This window comes from Arthrobacter sp. Soil764 (assembly GCF_001428075.1).
Lineage (GTDB): Bacteria > Actinomycetota > Actinomycetes > Actinomycetales > Micrococcaceae > Arthrobacter.
Map to the genome: position 1 here is coordinate 18,696 of NZ_LMSI01000004.1, position 16,688 is coordinate 35,383.

The 16,688-nt window shown below is 65.1% G+C and carries 17 protein-coding genes; 14 read left to right on the forward strand and 3 right to left on the reverse strand.

Annotated features, from left to right (window positions below; all coding sequences use genetic code 11):
• Positions 1 to 34: 34 nt before the first annotated feature.
• On the reverse strand, positions 35 to 1,429 hold the full coding sequence (locus ASG86_RS04310; protein WP_056330766.1) for an MFS transporter: 1,395 nt from the start codon (positions 1,427 to 1,429) through the stop codon (positions 35 to 37).
• A 95-nt stretch (positions 1,430 to 1,524) separates the two neighbouring features.
• On the opposite strand from ASG86_RS04310, the gene ASG86_RS04315 reads away from it, so the two are divergent.
• The 3 genes from ASG86_RS04315 to ASG86_RS04325 are packed head-to-tail and all read left to right on the forward strand — an operon-like array spanning position 1,525 to position 3,173.
• Positions 1,525 to 1,923: a hypothetical protein gene (locus tag ASG86_RS04315; protein WP_056330769.1), complete on the forward strand. Its 399-nt coding sequence runs from the start codon at positions 1,525 to 1,527 to the stop codon at positions 1,921 to 1,923.
• 9 nt (positions 1,924 to 1,932) lie between these two features.
• Positions 1,933 to 2,505, forward strand: coding sequence for a GNAT family N-acetyltransferase (locus tag ASG86_RS04320; RefSeq protein ID WP_056330771.1), 573 nt, complete (start codon positions 1,933 to 1,935; stop codon positions 2,503 to 2,505).
• Positions 2,502 to 3,173: a DNA alkylation repair protein gene (locus ASG86_RS04325; protein WP_056330774.1), complete on the forward strand. Its 672-nt coding sequence runs from the start codon at positions 2,502 to 2,504 to the stop codon at positions 3,171 to 3,173. The genes ASG86_RS04320 and ASG86_RS04325 overlap by 4 nt, the downstream gene beginning before the upstream one ends.
• Positions 3,174 to 3,383: 210 nt before the next feature.
• Here the strand turns inward: ASG86_RS04325 and ASG86_RS04330 are convergent, their stop codons facing one another.
• Entirely contained in the window at positions 3,384 to 3,665 is a 282-nt protein-coding gene (locus ASG86_RS04330; RefSeq protein WP_235565094.1) for a hypothetical protein, read from the reverse strand.
• A gap of 263 nt (positions 3,666 to 3,928) precedes the next feature.
• On the opposite strand from ASG86_RS04330, the gene ASG86_RS04335 reads away from it, so the two are divergent.
• The 7 genes from ASG86_RS04335 (at position 3,929) to ASG86_RS04365 (ending at position 9,697) form a co-directional block, all read left to right on the forward strand.
• Positions 3,929 to 5,041: a PP2C family protein-serine/threonine phosphatase gene (locus tag ASG86_RS04335; protein ID WP_056330780.1), complete on the forward strand. Its 1,113-nt coding sequence runs from the start codon at positions 3,929 to 3,931 to the stop codon at positions 5,039 to 5,041.
• Positions 5,038 to 6,996 carry a glycosyltransferase family 2 protein gene (locus tag ASG86_RS04340; RefSeq protein ID WP_056330783.1) on the forward strand — a complete coding sequence of 653 codons (1,959 nt, stop codon included), beginning with the start codon at positions 5,038 to 5,040 and terminating at the stop codon, positions 6,994 to 6,996. The genes ASG86_RS04335 and ASG86_RS04340 overlap by 4 nt, the downstream gene beginning before the upstream one ends.
• Positions 6,996 to 7,328 (forward strand): STAS domain-containing protein, encoded by a 333-nt coding sequence (locus ASG86_RS04345; protein WP_056330786.1) that lies wholly within the window; start codon positions 6,996 to 6,998, stop codon positions 7,326 to 7,328. The genes ASG86_RS04340 and ASG86_RS04345 overlap by 1 nt, the downstream gene beginning before the upstream one ends.
• Positions 7,321 to 7,746: an ATP-binding protein gene (locus tag ASG86_RS04350; RefSeq protein WP_056330788.1), complete on the forward strand. Its 426-nt coding sequence runs from the start codon at positions 7,321 to 7,323 to the stop codon at positions 7,744 to 7,746. Before ASG86_RS04345 ends, ASG86_RS04350 begins: the two co-directional genes overlap by 8 nt.
• A 227-nt stretch (positions 7,747 to 7,973) precedes the next feature.
• Complete coding sequence (gene uraD, locus ASG86_RS04355; protein WP_056331045.1) at positions 7,974 to 8,471, forward strand: 2-oxo-4-hydroxy-4-carboxy-5-ureidoimidazoline decarboxylase; 498 nt, start codon at positions 7,974 to 7,976, stop codon at positions 8,469 to 8,471.
• Entirely contained in the window at positions 8,468 to 8,806 is a 339-nt protein-coding gene (gene uraH, locus ASG86_RS04360) for a hydroxyisourate hydrolase (protein WP_056330791.1), read from the forward strand. The genes uraD and uraH overlap by 4 nt, the downstream gene beginning before the upstream one ends.
• Positions 8,807 to 8,887: 81 nt before the next feature.
• Positions 8,888 to 9,697 carry an IclR family transcriptional regulator gene (locus tag ASG86_RS04365; RefSeq protein WP_056330794.1) on the forward strand — a complete coding sequence of 270 codons (810 nt, stop codon included), beginning with the start codon at positions 8,888 to 8,890 and terminating at the stop codon, positions 9,695 to 9,697.
• 18 nt (positions 9,698 to 9,715) lie between these two features.
• On the opposite strand, the gene ASG86_RS04370 is transcribed toward ASG86_RS04365, so the two are convergent.
• Positions 9,716 to 10,648 carry a LysR family transcriptional regulator gene (locus ASG86_RS04370; protein WP_056330796.1) on the reverse strand — a complete coding sequence of 311 codons (933 nt, stop codon included), beginning with the start codon at positions 10,646 to 10,648 and terminating at the stop codon, positions 9,716 to 9,718.
• Positions 10,649 to 10,805: 157 nt separating this feature from the next.
• On the opposite strand from ASG86_RS04370, the gene ASG86_RS04375 reads away from it, so the two are divergent.
• The 4 genes from ASG86_RS04375 (at position 10,806) to purU (ending at position 16,638) form a co-directional block, all read left to right on the forward strand.
• Positions 10,806 to 12,110, forward strand: coding sequence for an aromatic ring-hydroxylating oxygenase subunit alpha (locus ASG86_RS04375; RefSeq protein ID WP_056330799.1), 1,305 nt, complete (start codon positions 10,806 to 10,808; stop codon positions 12,108 to 12,110).
• Positions 12,107 to 13,522 carry a ferredoxin reductase gene (locus ASG86_RS04380; RefSeq protein WP_056330802.1) on the forward strand — a complete coding sequence of 472 codons (1,416 nt, stop codon included), beginning with the start codon at positions 12,107 to 12,109 and terminating at the stop codon, positions 13,520 to 13,522. Before ASG86_RS04375 ends, ASG86_RS04380 begins: the two co-directional genes overlap by 4 nt.
• 260 nt (positions 13,523 to 13,782) lie before the next feature.
• Positions 13,783 to 15,705 (forward strand): BCCT family transporter, encoded by a 1,923-nt coding sequence (locus ASG86_RS04385; RefSeq protein ID WP_056330805.1) that lies wholly within the window; start codon positions 13,783 to 13,785, stop codon positions 15,703 to 15,705.
• A 3-nt stretch (positions 15,706 to 15,708) separates the two neighbouring features.
• Positions 15,709 to 16,638: a formyltetrahydrofolate deformylase gene (gene purU / locus ASG86_RS04390; RefSeq protein WP_082566667.1), complete on the forward strand. Its 930-nt coding sequence runs from the start codon at positions 15,709 to 15,711 to the stop codon at positions 16,636 to 16,638.
• Positions 16,639 to 16,688 lie beyond the last annotated feature (50 nt).

Sequence of the window (16,688 nt, forward strand, 5' to 3'; positions counted from 1 at the left end):
ACGCCCTGGCAATTCCTGCCGGGGCGTCCGGCCTTTAACCGGCTGCCTTCGCCTCTGCCGCCACCTGCGCATACGAATCCGATACGCGGCGGTAGACCGGCGTCAGGAAGGCCAGCAGGGCGGCCGCGATCATGATGATGCCGCCCACCAGGAAAACCAGGGCGATTCCCCGTGAGGTGCCCGCGCCCAGCAGCGGAGCCAGCCGTGCGGCGCCGTCCGCGGACCGGGCGTAGGGAATGATCCAAAACTGGGCAATGGGGGCGATCAGGAACGCCGTCACGGGCGCCGCGGCTGACTCGAATGCCATGGCGAAGCCAAATACCCGGCCCTGCCGCTCCAAGGGAACCACCCGCTGGATCACGGTTTGTTCGGCCGCCTCCACGAACGGGACCAGCACCAGGTAAAGCCAGATCCCCAGGATGTAAAGCCACGCCCACTCCCGCAGCGTGAACACCGCACCGATCACGCCCATGGCCGCCACCGCAGCCAGCAGGGTCCGCAGCGGGTTGGCGCCGAGCCCGAACTTGCCGATCAGGGCGCCGCCGATGATGAACCCGGTGGATCCCACCGCGAAGACGGCGCCCCACATCTCCACGGAGAACATTTCCAGCCCGTAGGGATCCATCAGCGCCATGTAGACGCCGCCGATGAAGTTGTTGAATGTGGAAAACAGGATCAGCGCGAACAGCCCCGAGATGGCCAGCACGGCTGCGAGGGAGCCCCGGAGGTCGAACCCGCCGCGTGCGTCGGTTGCAGCGGCCCGCACCTCCTCCGGCATCCTCAGGGTCAGCAGGTGGGCAAAGGCCACCGCCGTGAGCACCAGGGCGGTGGCAATGGTCCAGCCCATGCCCAGCAGGCCCACCGATAACCCGGACAGCAGGGAGGTGACGATGAACATCAGCCCCTGAACCATCCCCACCAGCCCGTTCGCGTTGGCGCGGCGCTCCGGTTCGATGAGGATGGTCACGGTGGTGGAGAGGGCAATGTTCCGCAGGTTCTCCACCACGGCGCCGATCAGGATGACCAGGGTGAAGACCCAGAACCACGGGCCCGCCAGGTCCAGCAGGGCCGTGGCCGGCGTCAGCAGGAACATCACCCCTGACAGCACGAACATCACCAGCGTGAAGCCGGCGGCAAAACGCATCACGGCCAGCTTGCGGTACCGGTCCACGAAGGTGCCGAAGCTGATGCTGGAGAGGGCAATCAGCAGCATGTAGGCGCCGCCCACCACGCCTGTGGCGATCACGTTGCGCGTCTCCAGGTACAGCCAGAACGTCAGGGCGAACCACAGATAGCTGGTGGTGATGTTGGCCAGGGCGGTGTTGACCAGGATGCCGGTGAAGGTCCGGGAGCGTTCGGCTGGACTGCGCAGGGAGGTGCCGCCGGTATCCGGACCCGCAGCAGCCTTCCCCGGTTCCTGCGGGGTCATGCGTCCCAGTGTAGTGAGGCGCCATAATCGCCAACAGGGGCGAAACTAAGCTGATGGGGAGGGCGTTCGCGCCAGCACACAGGGAAGGGACGGGCATGGACCACGGGACGGAAAAAGAGACCCCGGACGACAGAATGGACCCCCGCCTCCTGTTGCTGTTGGACTCGGTCTTTGGGACAGGCCCCGACGCAACCCTGGAACTCACCGTCGTGGTTGACGGTGCCGTCATGTCAGGGTCGGTGGTGTCGGAGCATTCGTGGACCCAGCGGCAGAATGACCAGGTGCGGATCGGCAGCTGGGCCATCGCCGGGGTTCTCGACTCGTGGGATTCCGGGGCGGATGCAGCCGATATCCGCACTGGAGGGCAGCCACGGTACATCCATTTCCTGGGGCCAGTCCTGCTTTCAGGAGGTGTCAGGGTGCCCCTCCAGGCAACCAGGGTTGATGTCCGCAAGGTCGCGGCCTGGTGCATTGGCCGGATGCCGGAAGACTAGGATGGCCGCATGGCCATTGAGGTGCACCCGGCGACAAACTTCGAGGACGTGAAGGCAGTGTTGGGGCCCAAGCGGCCTGATGCCACGGTCTGCTGGTGCCTGAGCTACCGGGTCCCTTCCAAACAGAACGTTGCCCTCCGGGGCGAAGAGCGCGGAGAACTGGTCCGGCAGCTGGTTGGCCAGGACCCACCGCCCGGAGTTTTGGCGTACGACGGCGGCGCACCAGTTGGGTGGGCAGCAGTCCATCCACGTGCGGACACAACCTTCGCCCGCAACAGAAGAATTCCCCATGTGGACGATCAGGACGTGTGGTCCGTGTGGTGCCTTCGCGTCCGCCCCGGCCACCGCGGCAAAGGCATCTCGCACCATCTCCTGGCCGGCGCGGTAGCTATGGCCCGCTCCCACGGGGCACGCGCCATCGAGGGCTATCCCGTGGACAACGCCGGCAGCAAGGTGGACCTCACCATGGCCTACGTGGGCACCCGGAAGCTGTTCGAGGACGCGGGCTTCACCAAGGCGGCGGACACCCAATCGGTGCTGAACGGCTTCCCGCGTGTACTCATGCGGCTGGAGCTGGCATGACCGGGGCCGTTTTGGAGGAGGTCCTCGCTGAGCTGTCCGCACTCGAGAACCCACAGGTGCGCGGGGCCAACCAAAAGCGCGGGGATGACCACGGCGTCAACCTCGCCCGGCTGCGGGAGACCGCCAGGCGTTTGAAGACCCAGCAGGAGCTTGCCCTGGATCTTTGGGCTACCGGCGATACGGCTGCCCGACTGCTGGCAGTGTTGATCTGCCGCCCCAAAGACTTTGGTCCGGACGAACTGGACACCATGCTCCGCGAGTCGGGCGCACCCAAACTGCAGGACTGGCTGGTGAACTATGTGGTCAAAAAGACCCCTCACGCCGAGGCACTGCGGCTCGCTTGGATGGCTGATCCCGACGAACGGGTTGCAAGTGCCGGGTGGGAGCTGACCGCCGACCGGGTAGCCAGGAAACCCGATGGACTGGATCTGCCGGGCCTCCTGGACACCATCGAAGCGCAGATGAAGAACGCTCCGGGCCGGCTGCAGTGGTCAATGAACACCACCCTCGCGCGGATCGGCATTGAACACCCGGATCTCCGGGTCCGGGCCCTGGACATCGGCGAGCGCCTGGGCGTCCTGAAGGACTACCCCACGCCGCCCAATTGCACGTCGCCGTACGCGCCCGCATGGATCAATGAGATGGTCAGCCGGCAGCAGCGGGCCTAGCGGGCAATACACCCAGGCCGGGACGTGATGGGCTGGTGGGAGGCTACTTCCGCCGCCAGTATTTGCCCCAGTCGACTTCCATGGCCCACAGCGCCAGAAGCAGCGCGTCCATGGTCATCAGCCCTGCCAAAAGGTACGCCCAACCCGCCAACAAACCCACCGCAATCTCCTGACTATCCCCAGCCAATCGATTGCTGCTAAGTGTGGCACCTAGAGCGCCGGGACGGAATGCCCTCCACCCGCAGTTTTGAAAAGCACGCCCAACCTGTGGTGTGCCTCGGTCTCCAGCTTGAGCCGGCGGGTCAGTTTCTCCACGTGCCGGGACATCTCCTCCCCCACCGGGAGCCGGTCGCCGGGCCAGCTGGACGCTTCCCGCGATTCCGCGAGCGCGTGCTCAAGTTCCCTGGCCGCTGCCCGTACTTTGCGTGAATGGAAGTAAAGGCGGAGCAATGCCTTGGCCTTGTCCGCGCCGTTCCTTTTCATGTGTTCCATTGGCTTCCCCGCCTTCCGCAAGCCGTGCAGCCCCCAAGCGGCCGCCGTCGTGCCGTCTTTTGTGGAAGCTGCTGCCTTCCTTCGAGTGTGACCGGCGTTCCTCAACGTCCCGGCAAGCAGATGCCAAGATTTCCGCAAGATCTGCTCCAGTGGCGTGCAGTCCTGGCGGAGATGGACAAACACAACGGTGCTGTCAGCGAAGTCACGGAAGCTGTGGAGCGCACGACATGCCCTGTGCGCATTAATACGGTAGAAGTAGAGCTATGGTCTCTCCCCCCGAAATCCGCCGTGCCGTGGTCATTGAAGATGACCCGGACATCCGAGGGCTGCTGGTCCGCGTCCTGGTCAAACAGGGCTTTGACGTCACCCAGGCCGGTGCGGGTTTGCCGGGCGTGGAGGAGGTCCGCCGCATCAAACCGGACCTGGTGACCCTGGACCTGAACCTGCCGGACCTTGACGGGCTCGAGGTGTGCAAGCTCCTGCGGGAATTCTCGGACGCATTCATCGTGATGCTCACCGCCCGTGCGGACGAACTCGACAAGCTGACCGGCCTGGACAACGGCGCGGACGAATACATCAGCAAGCCATTCAGCCCCCGGGAACTGCAGTCCCGCATCAATGCCCTGTTCCGGCGCCGCCCCTCAGCCGCAGCGGAATCCGCGTCCCGGGGCGAACTGGAACGCGCCACCGAAGTGCAGCAAAGCCTCCTGCCCAAGGAAGACATCCGGGTTGACGGTTACGACGTCGCCGGCCTTTTCCGCCCGTCCCGCAGTGTGGGCGGGGACTTCTACGACTGGTACCAGACGCCTGACGGGCTCCACCTCACCTTTGCCGATGCCATGGGCAAGGGCATGGGCGCGGCGCTGATCGCGGCAACAGTCCGGGCAGTGATGCGCTCCACCGGCCTGCGGCAGGACCTGGACTCCGGGTTCGCCGCGGCCAGCAAGGCGATCGCCGCGGACCTGGACTCCTCCAATTCCTTCGTCACCCTGTTCCACGCCCGCCTGAACGCGGCCTCCGGCAAGGTCAGCTATGTCGACGCCGGGCACGGCCTCGCGCTGCACGTCCAGCCAAGCGGCCCGGCAGACCGCCTCCCCTCCGCCGGACCGCCGGTTGGTGCCTGGCCGGGAACACAGTGGCCGCAGGCGGACCTGGAGCTTGCCCCCGGCGACTCGCTGGTGGTGGTCAGCGACGGCGTACTGGATGTTTTTGGGTCCGTGGAGGACTTCGCCGACGCTGTGCAGCAGGCAACCCAGTCCGCAGGTTCGGCGCAGGAAGCCAGCACGTCCATCCTTGCCCTCGCCCCCGCTGAGACCGCCGAAGACGACGTGACGGTGGTTGTGGTCCGGCGGCTGCCCGTGGAGGCAGCGGCGTGACCCGTTTCTGGACCCGGCTGGTGGTTGTCCTCACCGTCCTGACTGGCCTGAATTACATCGCGTGGCGCTGGATGGCGTCCCTGAACTGGGAGGCCTGGTGGATCGCCCTGCCCCTGGTGGTGGCGGAAACCTACAGCCTCATCGACGTCATGCTCTTCGGCATGACCGTGTGGAAACTGAAGATCCGCAAGGGCGCTCCCGCGCCGCCGCATGATGCAACGGTGGACGTCTTCATCACCACGTACAACGAAGACCTCGATATGGTCCTCACCACGGCACTCGCTGCCCAGAAGATCCGGCACCCGCACAGCACCTGGATCCTGGACGATGGCGCCCGGCCCGAGCTCAAGGCCCTGGCTGAACAGCATGGCCTGGGCTACGTGACCCGCAGCGGGGACTGGACCAAGGACCTTCCCCGCCACGCCAAGGCCGGCAACCTGAACAACGCCCTCATGGTCACCCACGGCGAGTTCCTGCTGATCCTGGACGCGGACCAGATCCCGGAGCCGGACATCCTGGAGAAGACACTGGGCTACTTCAACAACCGCCGGGTGGCCCTGGTCCAAACCCCCCAGTACTTCAGCAATGTCCCTGCCGATGATCCGCTCGGCAGCCAGGCGCCGCTGTTCTACGGCCCCATCCAGCAGGGCAAGGACGGCTGGAACGCCGCCTTCTTCTGCGGTTCCAACGCCATCCTGCGCCGCGAAGCCCTGATGCAGCTGGGCCTGGTGGGTTACGTCAAGGAAACCGAGAAGAGCATCCGCCGCGCCCTGGCCGCATCCCGGGCAGCCATCAAGCAGGCCCGCAAGTCAGCGGACATGGACTCGCCGCTGGTGGCGGAAGTCCTGGACGAGGTGGAGGCAGCCACCCGCGAAGCCCAGGAGGAAGTGGACGCCGGCAGGCCGCTCAGCGAGGTCACGTACCGGGTCCGCCGCAGGGTGGATGCCGCCGTGCAGACCCTGGTCCAGGCCGACGTCGCCGCCCTCCAGGCGGACCTCGAAGAGATCGCCGCCATGGAACTGGCCCACGTGGGCGAGTCCGGCGTCCCCGTGGTGGCTGACGACGCCGTCCAGCGTATGGCCGCCCGTGACTGGTCCCCGCTGGGCGCCCTGGAATCCGTCCAGGCCGTCCTCGATGCACTCACGGTGGAGCGAAACGACGAAGCCCAGCCGGTGATGCCGCTGGCCACCATTTCCGTCACCGAGGACATGGCTACCGCCATGCGCATGCACGCCATGGGCTGGGAGAGTGTCTACCACCACGAGATCCTGGCCTACGGCCTGGCGCCCGAGGACATCGCCACCATGCTCACCCAGCGCCTCCGCTGGGCGCAGGGCACCATCCAGGTGCTGCTCCGCGAAAACCCGCTGGTGCAGAAGGGCCTCAAGCTCGGCCAGCGCCTGATGTACTTGGCCACCATGTGGACCTACCTCAGCGGGTTCGCGGCGGTCATCTACTTCGCAGCCCCCATCATCTACCTGCTGCTGGGCATCCTGCCGGTCAGCAGCCTGAGCTGGGACTTCTTCATCCGCTTCATCCCGTTCATGGTGGTCAACCAGCTGCTGTTCGCCGTGGCCGGCCGCGGCATCCCCACCTGGCGCGGGCAGCAGTACAGCCTGGCGCTGTTCCCCACCTGGATCAAGGCATGCACGACGGCGGCCCGGAACGTGTGGTTCGGCCGTCCCCTGGGGTTTGCGGTCACCCCCAAGGCGCGCCAAAGTGGCGGACCCAGCTGGAGCCTCATCCGGCCCCAGATCGTGGTGTCCGTCCTGCTGGCCGTCGCCGCCGTCGTCGGAATCATCCGCCTGGCCACCGGCCTGGCGGAACCGCTGGGCACCCTGGTCAACGTTGTTTGGGTGGTCTTTGACCTGGTGGTCATGAGCATCCTGGTCCGCGCCGTGCTCTATAAGGGGTACGAACCGGCCGCAGAACCTGCAAACAGAGAGGAACTTTGATGGAGTTCAGTTACGAGGTCAAGGATTCGTACGCCGAGGTCAAGGCGGACGGGCGGCTCAACATGGTCTCCGCGCCCAAGCTGCGCGAATTCGTTACGGACGTCATTGCCGGCGGCTCCAACCGGATCGTGGTGAACCTGGAAAACACGGCGTTCATGGACTCCTCCGGGCTGGGCGCGCTGATCGGCTGCCTCAAGGCGGCCCGCCAGGCCGGCGGCGACCTCCGGATCGCCGCGGTGCAGCCCCAGGTGAACATGGTCTTAAAGCTGACCAGCATGGACAAGGTCCTCACGGCCTACGCCACGGCCGAAGAGGCTTTCAGCAATGACTGAGGTCCTGGCTGCGCGCAGCTTCCGGGGACCTGCTGCCGAGGACGCCATCGAGGCGGTCCACAACGGCCTGGACAGCCTCTGGCTGGACGTTCCGTTCGTCACCGACATGGACCAGATGACGTTTACCACCGCGGTCATCGAGTCCGCGTCCAACATCGTCCAGCACGCGCAGCCCGCCGGGGAACGGGAGGTGGAACTTGGAGTGGAAACCACCGTGCAGCCCGCACTGCTGCAGGCGAGGGTGAGCGCCTACTACGCCAAGCCGCCGTTCGGCCCCATGGAGCCGGCCACGCCGGGCGACGACGCCGAATCCGGACGGGGCCTGGCGCTGATCGAGGCGCTGGTCACCACGGTCACCTTCGAGCGCCAGGGCGCCACCAATACCTGGGTGTTGTCCAGGACGTCCTCCCAGGATTAGCACCCTCCTGGCTGGCTGCTGGTGGTTGTTAAGACCGACGTGACTGAAGCTGTCCCCTCACCGCTTGACACAGTCAGGGGGCTGCTCTTGAATATTACGTATGCTGAAATAACAGTTCCATGATGCGGAAGCTTGTTCGTGGAGTTCCATGAACGGGCGCCGGGCTTTCCGGCATCCGCATAGCCGTCACCATGGATGCCAGCATGACCATCGAGGAAGACGCCAGCATGAAGCTTGCCGAATTCAACGCCGCCGATTCCGCCGCGGCCCAAGCCATCCTCCGGCCCTGCATCGACGTCAGCCGCTGGGTTGAGGCGGTGGCAGCAGCACGGCCGTTCACCAGCCGTGACCAGCTGCTGGAGTTCGCCGCCCAGGCAGCAAATCCGTTCAGCCCTGCAGAGGTCGAAGCCGCCATGGCCCACCATCCCAGGATCGGGGAACGTCCGACGGCGGCCAGCACCGAGGCGTCGATGTCCCGTTCAGAGCAGGCGGGGGTGGACCCCGCCGACGCTGCGGCAGCTGACGCCCTGGCCCGGGGGAACCGCGAGTATGAGGAGAAGTTCGGCCGGGTCTTCCTGATCCGGGCCGCCGGACGGACCGCCCCGGAGATCCTGGAGGCCTTGAACCAGCGGCTCACCAACTCCCCCGGCGAAGAAGACACCATCGTGGCCCAGCAGCTGCGCGAAATCGCCGTACTCCGGCTTGAAGGACTGATCAGCGAATGAGCGTTTCCCATGTGACCACCCACATCCTTGACACCGGTGCCGGGCGCCCGGCGGCGGGAGTCGCCGTCGTCCTTTTGAAGAACGATGCCGGCACCTGGCGCGAGCTGGCAACGTCCAGCACGGATGCCGACGGCCGCGCGAAGGACCTGGGGCCGGAGCAGCTGGAACCCGGGCACTACAAGCTGAACTTCGCCACGGGCACCTACTACTCCGGGCTGGGGACGGCAACGTTCTTCCCGGAAGTGGACCTGGTCTTCGAAGTCACCGGCCCGGAGCACTACCACGTGCCCCTGCTCCTGAGCCCGTTCGCCTACTCCACCTACCGCGGCAGCTAGCGGGAATTCCGGGAGCCGCCGCGTCAAGGGCGTTAACCCAATGTCATGGCCGTCACAGTTCCCGGCATAGGATCAGGAAGTATGGCTTCGAATAGAGATCCTGAATCCGATACCGATGCCGAAGGCGGCCAGTCCGGCGGGGTGCAGTCAGTGGAGCGCGCCCTGACCGTCCTGGAAATCCTGGCCCGGGAAGGGCATGCCGGGGTGAGCGAGATCGCCGAGGAGATGGGGATCCACAAATCCACCGTTTCGCGGCTGATGGGGTCGCTGGTAAGCCGGGAGATGGTCCACCAGAACAGCGAGCGCGGAAAGTACCAGCTCGGATTTGGCATCCTGCGCCTGGCCAGCTCCATCCCCGGGCGGCTCAGCCTGGTCCACGAGGCACGGCCAGTCTTGGAAAGCCTCGCGGAGGAATTCAAGGAAACGGTCAACCTTGCCGTCCTGCGCTCCAACTACGCGGTGAACGTGGACCAGGCCATGGGCCCTTCCACGCTGGCCACCTACGACTGGGTGGGAAGCCTGACACCGCTGCACGCAACCTCCAGCGGGAAGGTCCTCCTGGCCGCGCTCAGCGCCGATGAGCGCGACCGCATCCTGAAGGAGACGGGGCTGGCTGCCCGCACAGCGCGCACCATCACCAGCCGCAAAGAACTCGACGCGCAGCTGCTCGAGGTAGCCGCCAAGGGGTACGCAGTGGTGCGCGAGGAGTTCGAGATCGGACTGAATGCCGTGGCCGTGCCCGTCTACAACCACCAAGGCACGGTAATTGGTGCCCTCAGCATCTCAGGCCCGGCCTTCCGATTCGAGCCGGAGCAGCTTCCGGGCCTGCTGGAATCACTCAAGGAAGCCGGGCTCAAAGTCAGCGCCAACATGGGCTACACCCACCGCTGAGACGGACGCCGGCAGCGCTCAAAGGTCCTCGTCGAGCCGGCTGGTGAGGATCCGATTGGCGTTGACCTGGAGGATGCCGAGCGACTCCTGGATCAGGGGTGAGGCGATGCTGCCCCTTCTCACCGCGGCGACAATGCGGCGCGTGGGTTTCGCCTTACCGGTGATGCGTAGCCGAACCACGTTTTCGGCACCATGCAAAGGCGCCAGCCGCGGCAGCAGCCCGACACCCAGCCCCGCACCCACGAATGCGATATGGGTTTCCCATTCAACGGCTTCATGGGCAATCCGCGGCGTCACCCCGACTGCCGTGAACGCCGCGGTGAAGAGGGAATGGTAGGTGGAACCTGCGGCCTCCGTGATCCAGGGTTCGGACGCCAGCTCTTCAAGCGTGGCTGTTTCCCGTGATGCCAGGGGATGGTCAGCGGGAATGATCACGTCCAGTGGATCATCGAGGAGAACTCTCTGCTCGAAACGCGGATCGTCCTCGCCATAGCTGCCGGACTGCATGGCAACAATGACTGCAAGGTCGATTCGTTCCGCAACCAACAAGTCGAAGCAGCGGGCCGGATCAGCCTCAAGAACCTGCACCTCCAGCAGGGGGCGTGTTGAGCGCAGGGTGGCGGCCAGCGGCGCGAGCAAGTGGGCGGCTGCAGAGGAGAACCCGCCGAGGCCAAAGTGGGATTGCACCTGTTCGCCGGCCTCCATGGCTGCGGCGCGAAGGCTCTCCCACTGGGCAATGAGGGGATCCGAGCCCGCCACGAGGAAGCGTCCCGTTGCGGTAAGCCGCACGCCCCGGCCGTCTTTCGTCAGCAGCTGCATTCCAAGCACGCGCTGGAGCTCCCGCAGTTGCGCGGAGACGGCAGAGGGAGAATACCCGGTGAGCTCCGCAGTAGCGCCGATGGTGCCGCACCGGGCGAACACGCGGAGTGTGGTGAGCCTCGCATCGATCATGCACCTATTCTGCATGGTTACCTTCAAAAACTCGCGCTTTTGTTGCAGCTCCTGTGACCCTAATCTCATCACTACAAGTTCTTCGCGATGCCGCGAGCACCCCGCGCCCTTCGTCAACTCGCAACACCCACTACCCATGCCTCCCGGGAGGAAACCCATGACTGCTTCTGTGAACGTGCCCCTCAATTCACGCGGAAAACTCGCGGCCTCATTGCCTGCTGAGCAGCTGGCAGAGATCACGGCCCTGTTTGAGTTCCGGCGCACCGGCTACTCCCTCGATGCCCCCTTCTACACCGATCGCACGATCTTCAATCTCGACATGGAGGCCATTTTCGGCCAGCATTGGATCTTTGCCGCCAGCACTGCCGAACTGCCGGAGCCGGGCGACTACGTCACCGTCGACTACGGGCCCTACTCCCTGATCGTGCTGCGCAATGACGACGGCGCCGTGAACGTCCTGCACAACGTGTGCCGCCACCGCGGCGCCCGCGTTCTTACCGAAGCTGCCGGGTCAACCGGAAACCTTGTCTGCGGCTACCACTCCTGGACCTACTCCCCGGAGGGCAACCTGATCCACGCCTCCGCGCCGGGGGAAACGAAGTTCGACAAGAGCTGCTTCGGCCTCAAGCGCGCCCACGGCCGCGAGGTCGCCGGACTGATCTTCGTCTGCATTGCAGATGAACCGCCAACTGACTTCGACGAAACCGCAAAGATCTTCGAGCCCTACCTGGCACCCCACGATCTCTCGAAGACAAAGATCGCCTACCAGCAGAACATCATCGAAGAGGGCAACTGGAAGCTCGTCATGGAGAACAACCGTGAGTGCTACCACTGCGACGGCCACCCTGAGCTCGCCTGCTCCCTCTTCCCCACTTGGGGCCTGACGGAGGGCCTGATCCCGGCGCACCTTGAGGAGGTGTGGGACCGTAACAAGCAAGCCGAGGCCTCACTCGAGGAGCGTTGCCGCCGCTACGGCCTTCCCTACGAGGTGGTGGAGCAGCTGGACACGCGCATCGCGGGAATCCGCATTTCACGGGAACCACTCGACGGAGAGGGTGAATCCTTCTCTGCCGACGGGCGGAGGCTTTCCAAGAAGCTGCTCGGCGACTTGCCCGACTTCCGCCTTGGCCGGTGCTCGATGCACCTGCAGCCCAACAGCTGGTTCCATTTCCTCGGCGACCATGTCATCACGTTCGGCGTCTTCCCCATCAACGAACACCAGAGCCTGGTACGCACCACGTGGCTGGTGGCTGACGACGCCGTGGAAGGCGTCGACTACGACCTGGAAAAGCTCACCTACACCTGGAAGCAGACGAACCTGCAGGACAAGGCGTTCGTGGAGCTCTGCCAGCAGGGTGCCGGCAGTCCCGCCTACGAGCCCGGGCCCTACATGAAGAGCGAATACCAGGTGGAGGCATTCATCAACTGGTACGTGCAGCGCGTGCAGGAGCACTTGGCATGATTGAACTCGTCACTGAAACGGCAATCCAGGAACCACAGCGAATCCGCGGTCTGGAGATGCCGTGGAACAGGGTGATGGGAAGCACCGAGACACCCGCCCGGGCAGCCCGCGCATTGGGGCCATGGCATCCGCAGGAGTTCATGGCCGAATGCGTCGAGACCGTTCCCGAGGCCGGTGCCATGATGACCTTCGTGTTCCGCCGCTGTGACGGTGCGCCCCTGGCATTCCGTGCGGGCCAGTACGTGAACGTTGCATTTCCGGTCAATGGCGAGGACCAGGAGCCGGTGGACCGCAGCTACTCGCTGTCCAGCTCACCCACCCAGCCCTGGACCTTCAGCATCACAGTCAAGTGCGACCCCACGGGACTGGTCTCGCCTTGGGTGCACGAGAACGTCAGGCCCGGCACCGTCCTTGAAATGCTGGGACCGGTGGGGGCCTTCCACCTGCCCGATGCCGACCGGCGGGCACGGTATCTCCTGCTTGCGGCCGGTGCAGGCATCACTCCCATCATGTCCATGGTGCGGACCATCCACTCCCTGCCCGGACACGCCGATGTTGTGGTGCTCTACCACGGCTCGGATGCCGGCGGCTTTGCCTTCCACCGGGAATTGGCCTATATCGCCTCCGTGGACTCCCGCGTCAAGGTCTACTACTCCCTGGGCGACCGCAGCCTGCCGGAGGGGTGGGAAGGGCTCAGGGGACGGCTGACGGCGGCCATGCTCGAGGAGGTGGCCCCCGATGCCAACGGCCGCCAAGTGTACGCATGTGGTCCCGAGGGCTACCTGAACACGGCCACCGAGCTCCTCGAAAAGGTGGGCGTCGATGACACTTCCATCTACATGGAGTTCTTCTCGGGAGACCGCCAGATGCTCCTTGAATACCAGGCGGAGGTGGCACTCGCAGCCGACGTCGCGGAGGAGATCGCCGAGGAGATCGCCGAGTCCGCCGAGGACTACTTTGAAAGCCAGCCCGCCGCGTTCGGGCTCTACGAGCCCGGTTACGACGCTGACGGGACGCTGCAGGCCTCAGGCATGCCGCTGGAAATCGCAACCTCCGAGGCGCCCGGCTCTGACACCTCCACCGACGGCCCGGCCGGCGAGCCGGAGGCCGGTTCCCCTGACGCGTCGAGCTTCGGAACGGTGGGAACAGGCAGCCTCACTATGTCCTTCATGCGCACCGGCATCAATGTCCGGATAGACCCCGCCGAGCGCATCCTCGAGGTGGCCCAGCGTGCGGGCGTCAGGATTGGCGCGAACTGCAAGGAAGGCATGTGCGGCTCCTGCAAGGTCGTCAAACTTTCAGGGGAGGTCGAGATGAACCACCAGGGCGGGATCCGGGCACGGGAAATCTCTGCAGGCAAGTTCCTGCCCTGCTGCTCCACGGCGCAGACGGACCTGGTGATCGATGCCTAGCCCCTGCTCCGAGCCACTGTCAAGGCGGAGCAGGACAGCCTTGAAATAGGGCTTAAGACTTCAGAAAAACCTTGACACGTGATTGTGGCGCAGGCCACTCTGTTGCTTATAGCGAGACGTGTTGATCTTTACGGAACAACCGACCGTGATGAAAGCACAGCTGGCCTTGCTTAGTGAATGCCAGGAAGCCCAGAACTTCCGCCCGGCTTGGGGACGCCGGAGTACAGCGCAGCCCATGAATTCAAACCAAAGGACTTGACATGGCTTTGAACAGCGACATCCGCCCGGATGCCCAACCCCACCTTGAGCTGGAGGAGCCCAACCTCGTTTCCGCACCGGAGAACTCTCCTTCCTCCCACGAACCACATGATGTGGAGGACACCCAGCAGATCATGCAGGAACTCCGCCAGACCAAGGCCGAACAGGCTGTGGCACAACGGCGGAACCGCAAGCTCACCCTCGACAAGGCCACCTTCGGCATCACAGGCATCCTGGCACTGGCCTTCGTGGCCTGGGGTTTCCTGGGACGGGACAGCCTGGCGGCCACGTCAACAGCCGCCCTCGGGTGGGTGATGGAATACACCGGCTGGCTCTTTATGGTCCTGGCCTCGCTGTTCGTTGTTTTCGTCCTCTGGCTGGCCCTGGGCAAGTGGGGCAACATTCCCCTCGGCAAGGACGGCGAGAAGCCCGAGTTCCGGACCGTGTCATGGATTGCCATGATGTTCGCGGCCGGCATGGGCATCGGCCTGATGTTCTACGGTGTGGCTGAGCCGCTTTACCACTACATTTCCCCGCCGCCGGGAACGGTGGACGGCCGGACGCCGGCAGCCATCCAGACGGCCATGGCAACCTCCATTTTCCACTGGACCCTGCACCCCTGGGCGATGTACGCCGTCGTGGGCATTGCCATGGCCTACGGCACCTACCGCCTGGGCCGCAGGCAGCTGATCTCCGCTGCCTTTACCTCACTCTTCGGGCTCCGGGCAGTGGAAGGCCCCGCCGGAAAGTTCATCAACATCCTTGCCATCTTCGCCACACTCTTCGGCACCGCCGCATCCCTGGGCCTCGGGGCCCTCCAGATCGGCAGCGGCCTGACCTCGAACGGCTGGGTCGGGGAAATCGGCACGCCGGTCCTGGTGGCCATCGTTGCCATCCTGACGGCGTGCTTTGTGGCTTCGGCCGTTTCCGGCATCAGCAAGGGCATCCAATGGCTGTCCAACATCAACATGGTGCTGGCCGTGGTCCTGGCACTCATCGTCTTCATTGCCGGGCCTACCCTGTTCATCCTCAACCTCATCCCTGCCGCCGTGGGGGACTACGCGAGGGACCTCGCGGAAATGTCCTCCCGCACCGAGGCGGTTGGTGACGAGGCCCTGCGCAAATGGATGTCCGGATGGACCATCTTCTACTGGGCCTGGTGGGTCTCCTGGACACCTTTCGTGGGAATGTTCATCGCCCGCATCAGCCGCGGCCGCACCATCCGCCAGTTCGTCACCGGCGTCCTGCTGGTTCCCAGCATCGTCAGCGTCATCTGGTTCGGCATCTTTGGCGGCACGGCCTTCCACATCCAGCAGGAAGCGGACAAGGCGGGAACGCCGGGAATGGTGACCACCACCAACGGGGTCCCGAGCATCGACTTCGACGGGGCACTGTTCGACCTGGTGAAGAACATGTCCATGCCCGCTTGGCTGACCGCGGCCGTCATCGTCCTGGCCATGGTGCTGGTGGCCATCTTCTTCATCACCGGAGCCGACTCCGCGTCGATCATTATGGCCTCCCTGAGCTCCAACGGCGCCGCCGATCCCAAGCGCGGCCTCGTCATCTTCTGGGGGCTCCTCACCGGCGCCGTGGCAGCGGTCATGCTGCTGGCCGGCGGCGACGAACCGTCCGAGGCGCTCTCCGGCCTGCAGCGGATCACCATCGTGGCGGCCCTGCCGTTCGTGCTGGTCATGCTGCTGCTGTGCTTCGCCCTGGTCAAGGACCTCCGCCGCGATCCGCTCTCCCTGCGGCGCCGCCTGGCCGACTCCGTGGTGGAGCGCGCCATCCGCACAGGCGTGGACCAGCACGGCGGCGCCCAGTTCGACCTCGTTACCAAACATCAATGTGATCAGCGCTGTCCCGACGACGGCCGCTGCGCGGCTTCCTCCGCTGACACCCAAGCCCACGCAAAGAACCAGGAGTAGACCATGACCACAGTCCTTGAGGGCCGCCCCACCGCTAACGCGACGGCGGAAGCAGGCGCCGTCGCCGGCGTCCGCAGCACCGACACGGCACAGTACGTCCTCACCCTTGCCTGCCCGGAGCGCCCCGGAATCGTCCGGGCCATCACCGCATTCCTCGCTGACCGCGGCTTCGACATCGTTGAACACCAGCAGTTCGACGACCACATGAGCGGCAAGCTATACCTGCGCACGGCCTTCACCCCAGGAGACAAGGAAGTTTCCCCGGAAGGACTCAGCGCTGAATTCGCCACCGTTGCCGACGAATTCGGCATGGAGTTCACCATCCACGACGGCCGCCCGCAGCGCGTGCTGGTGATGGTTTCAAAGTTCGGCCACTGCCTCAACGACCTGATCTTCCGCTGGCGCGCCGGCAGCCTGGGTGCGGAGATCGCCGTCGTGGTGTCCAACCACGAGGACCTCCGACCTATGGCGGAAGCCGCCGGCCTGCCGTTCATCCACGTCCCCGTCACTGCGGACACCAAGCCGCAGGCCGAGGCGCGCCTGCTGGAACTGGTCGAGGAGTACCAGGCAGACCTAGTGGTCCTGGCCCGCTACATGCAGGTACTCTCGGACGGCCTCAGCAAGACCCTCCGCGGCCGCGCCATCAACATCCACCATTCCTTCCTGCCGGGGTTCAAGGGCGCCAAGCCTTACCACCAGGCCTATGACCGCGGCGTGAAGCTCATCGGAGCCACCGCGCACTACGTCACCGCAGACCTTGACGAGGGCCCGATCATCGAACAGGAAGTGTTCCGGGTGGACCACAGCCTGGACCCGAATGCCCTGGTCACCGTCGGCAGGGACGCCGAATCCCAGGCACTGTCCCGCGCAGTCAAGTGGCACTGCCAGCACCGGGTCCTGCTCAACAACACCCGCACCGTCGTCTTCCGCTAACGCCAACGCCAACGCCAACGCCCGCCAAGCAAAACAGGAGAACAACACCC

Excerpts from the sequence above, each read along its gene's own strand:
- purU (WP_082566667.1), top strand. The coding sequence starts at position 15,709 with ATGACCACAGTCCTTGAGGGCCGCCCCACCGCTAACGCGACGGCGGAA.
- ASG86_RS04310 (WP_056330766.1), bottom strand. The coding sequence starts at position 1,429 with ATGACCCCGCAGGAACCGGGGAAGGCTGCTGCGGGTCCGGATACCGGC.
- ASG86_RS04345 (WP_056330786.1), top strand. The coding sequence starts at position 6,996 with ATGGAGTTCAGTTACGAGGTCAAGGATTCGTACGCCGAGGTCAAGGCG.
- ASG86_RS04365 (WP_056330794.1), top strand. The coding sequence starts at position 8,888 with ATGGCTTCGAATAGAGATCCTGAATCCGATACCGATGCCGAAGGCGGC.
- uraD (WP_056331045.1), top strand. The coding sequence starts at position 7,974 with ATGAAGCTTGCCGAATTCAACGCCGCCGATTCCGCCGCGGCCCAAGCC.
- ASG86_RS04375 (WP_056330799.1), top strand. The coding sequence starts at position 10,806 with ATGACTGCTTCTGTGAACGTGCCCCTCAATTCACGCGGAAAACTCGCG.
- ASG86_RS04320 (WP_056330771.1), top strand. The coding sequence starts at position 1,933 with ATGGCCATTGAGGTGCACCCGGCGACAAACTTCGAGGACGTGAAGGCA.
- ASG86_RS04315 (WP_056330769.1), top strand. The coding sequence starts at position 1,525 with ATGGACCACGGGACGGAAAAAGAGACCCCGGACGACAGAATGGACCCC.
- ASG86_RS04370 (WP_056330796.1), bottom strand. The coding sequence starts at position 10,648 with ATGATCGATGCGAGGCTCACCACACTCCGCGTGTTCGCCCGGTGCGGC.
- ASG86_RS04385 (WP_056330805.1), top strand. The coding sequence starts at position 13,783 with ATGGCTTTGAACAGCGACATCCGCCCGGATGCCCAACCCCACCTTGAG.
- ASG86_RS04335 (WP_056330780.1), top strand. The coding sequence starts at position 3,929 with ATGGTCTCTCCCCCCGAAATCCGCCGTGCCGTGGTCATTGAAGATGAC.
- uraH (WP_056330791.1), top strand. The coding sequence starts at position 8,468 with ATGAGCGTTTCCCATGTGACCACCCACATCCTTGACACCGGTGCCGGG.
- ASG86_RS04330 (WP_235565094.1), bottom strand. The coding sequence starts at position 3,665 with ATGGAACACATGAAAAGGAACGGCGCGGACAAGGCCAAGGCATTGCTC.
- ASG86_RS04325 (WP_056330774.1), top strand. The coding sequence starts at position 2,502 with ATGACCGGGGCCGTTTTGGAGGAGGTCCTCGCTGAGCTGTCCGCACTC.
- ASG86_RS04350 (WP_056330788.1), top strand. The coding sequence starts at position 7,321 with ATGACTGAGGTCCTGGCTGCGCGCAGCTTCCGGGGACCTGCTGCCGAG.
- ASG86_RS04380 (WP_056330802.1), top strand. The coding sequence starts at position 12,107 with ATGATTGAACTCGTCACTGAAACGGCAATCCAGGAACCACAGCGAATC.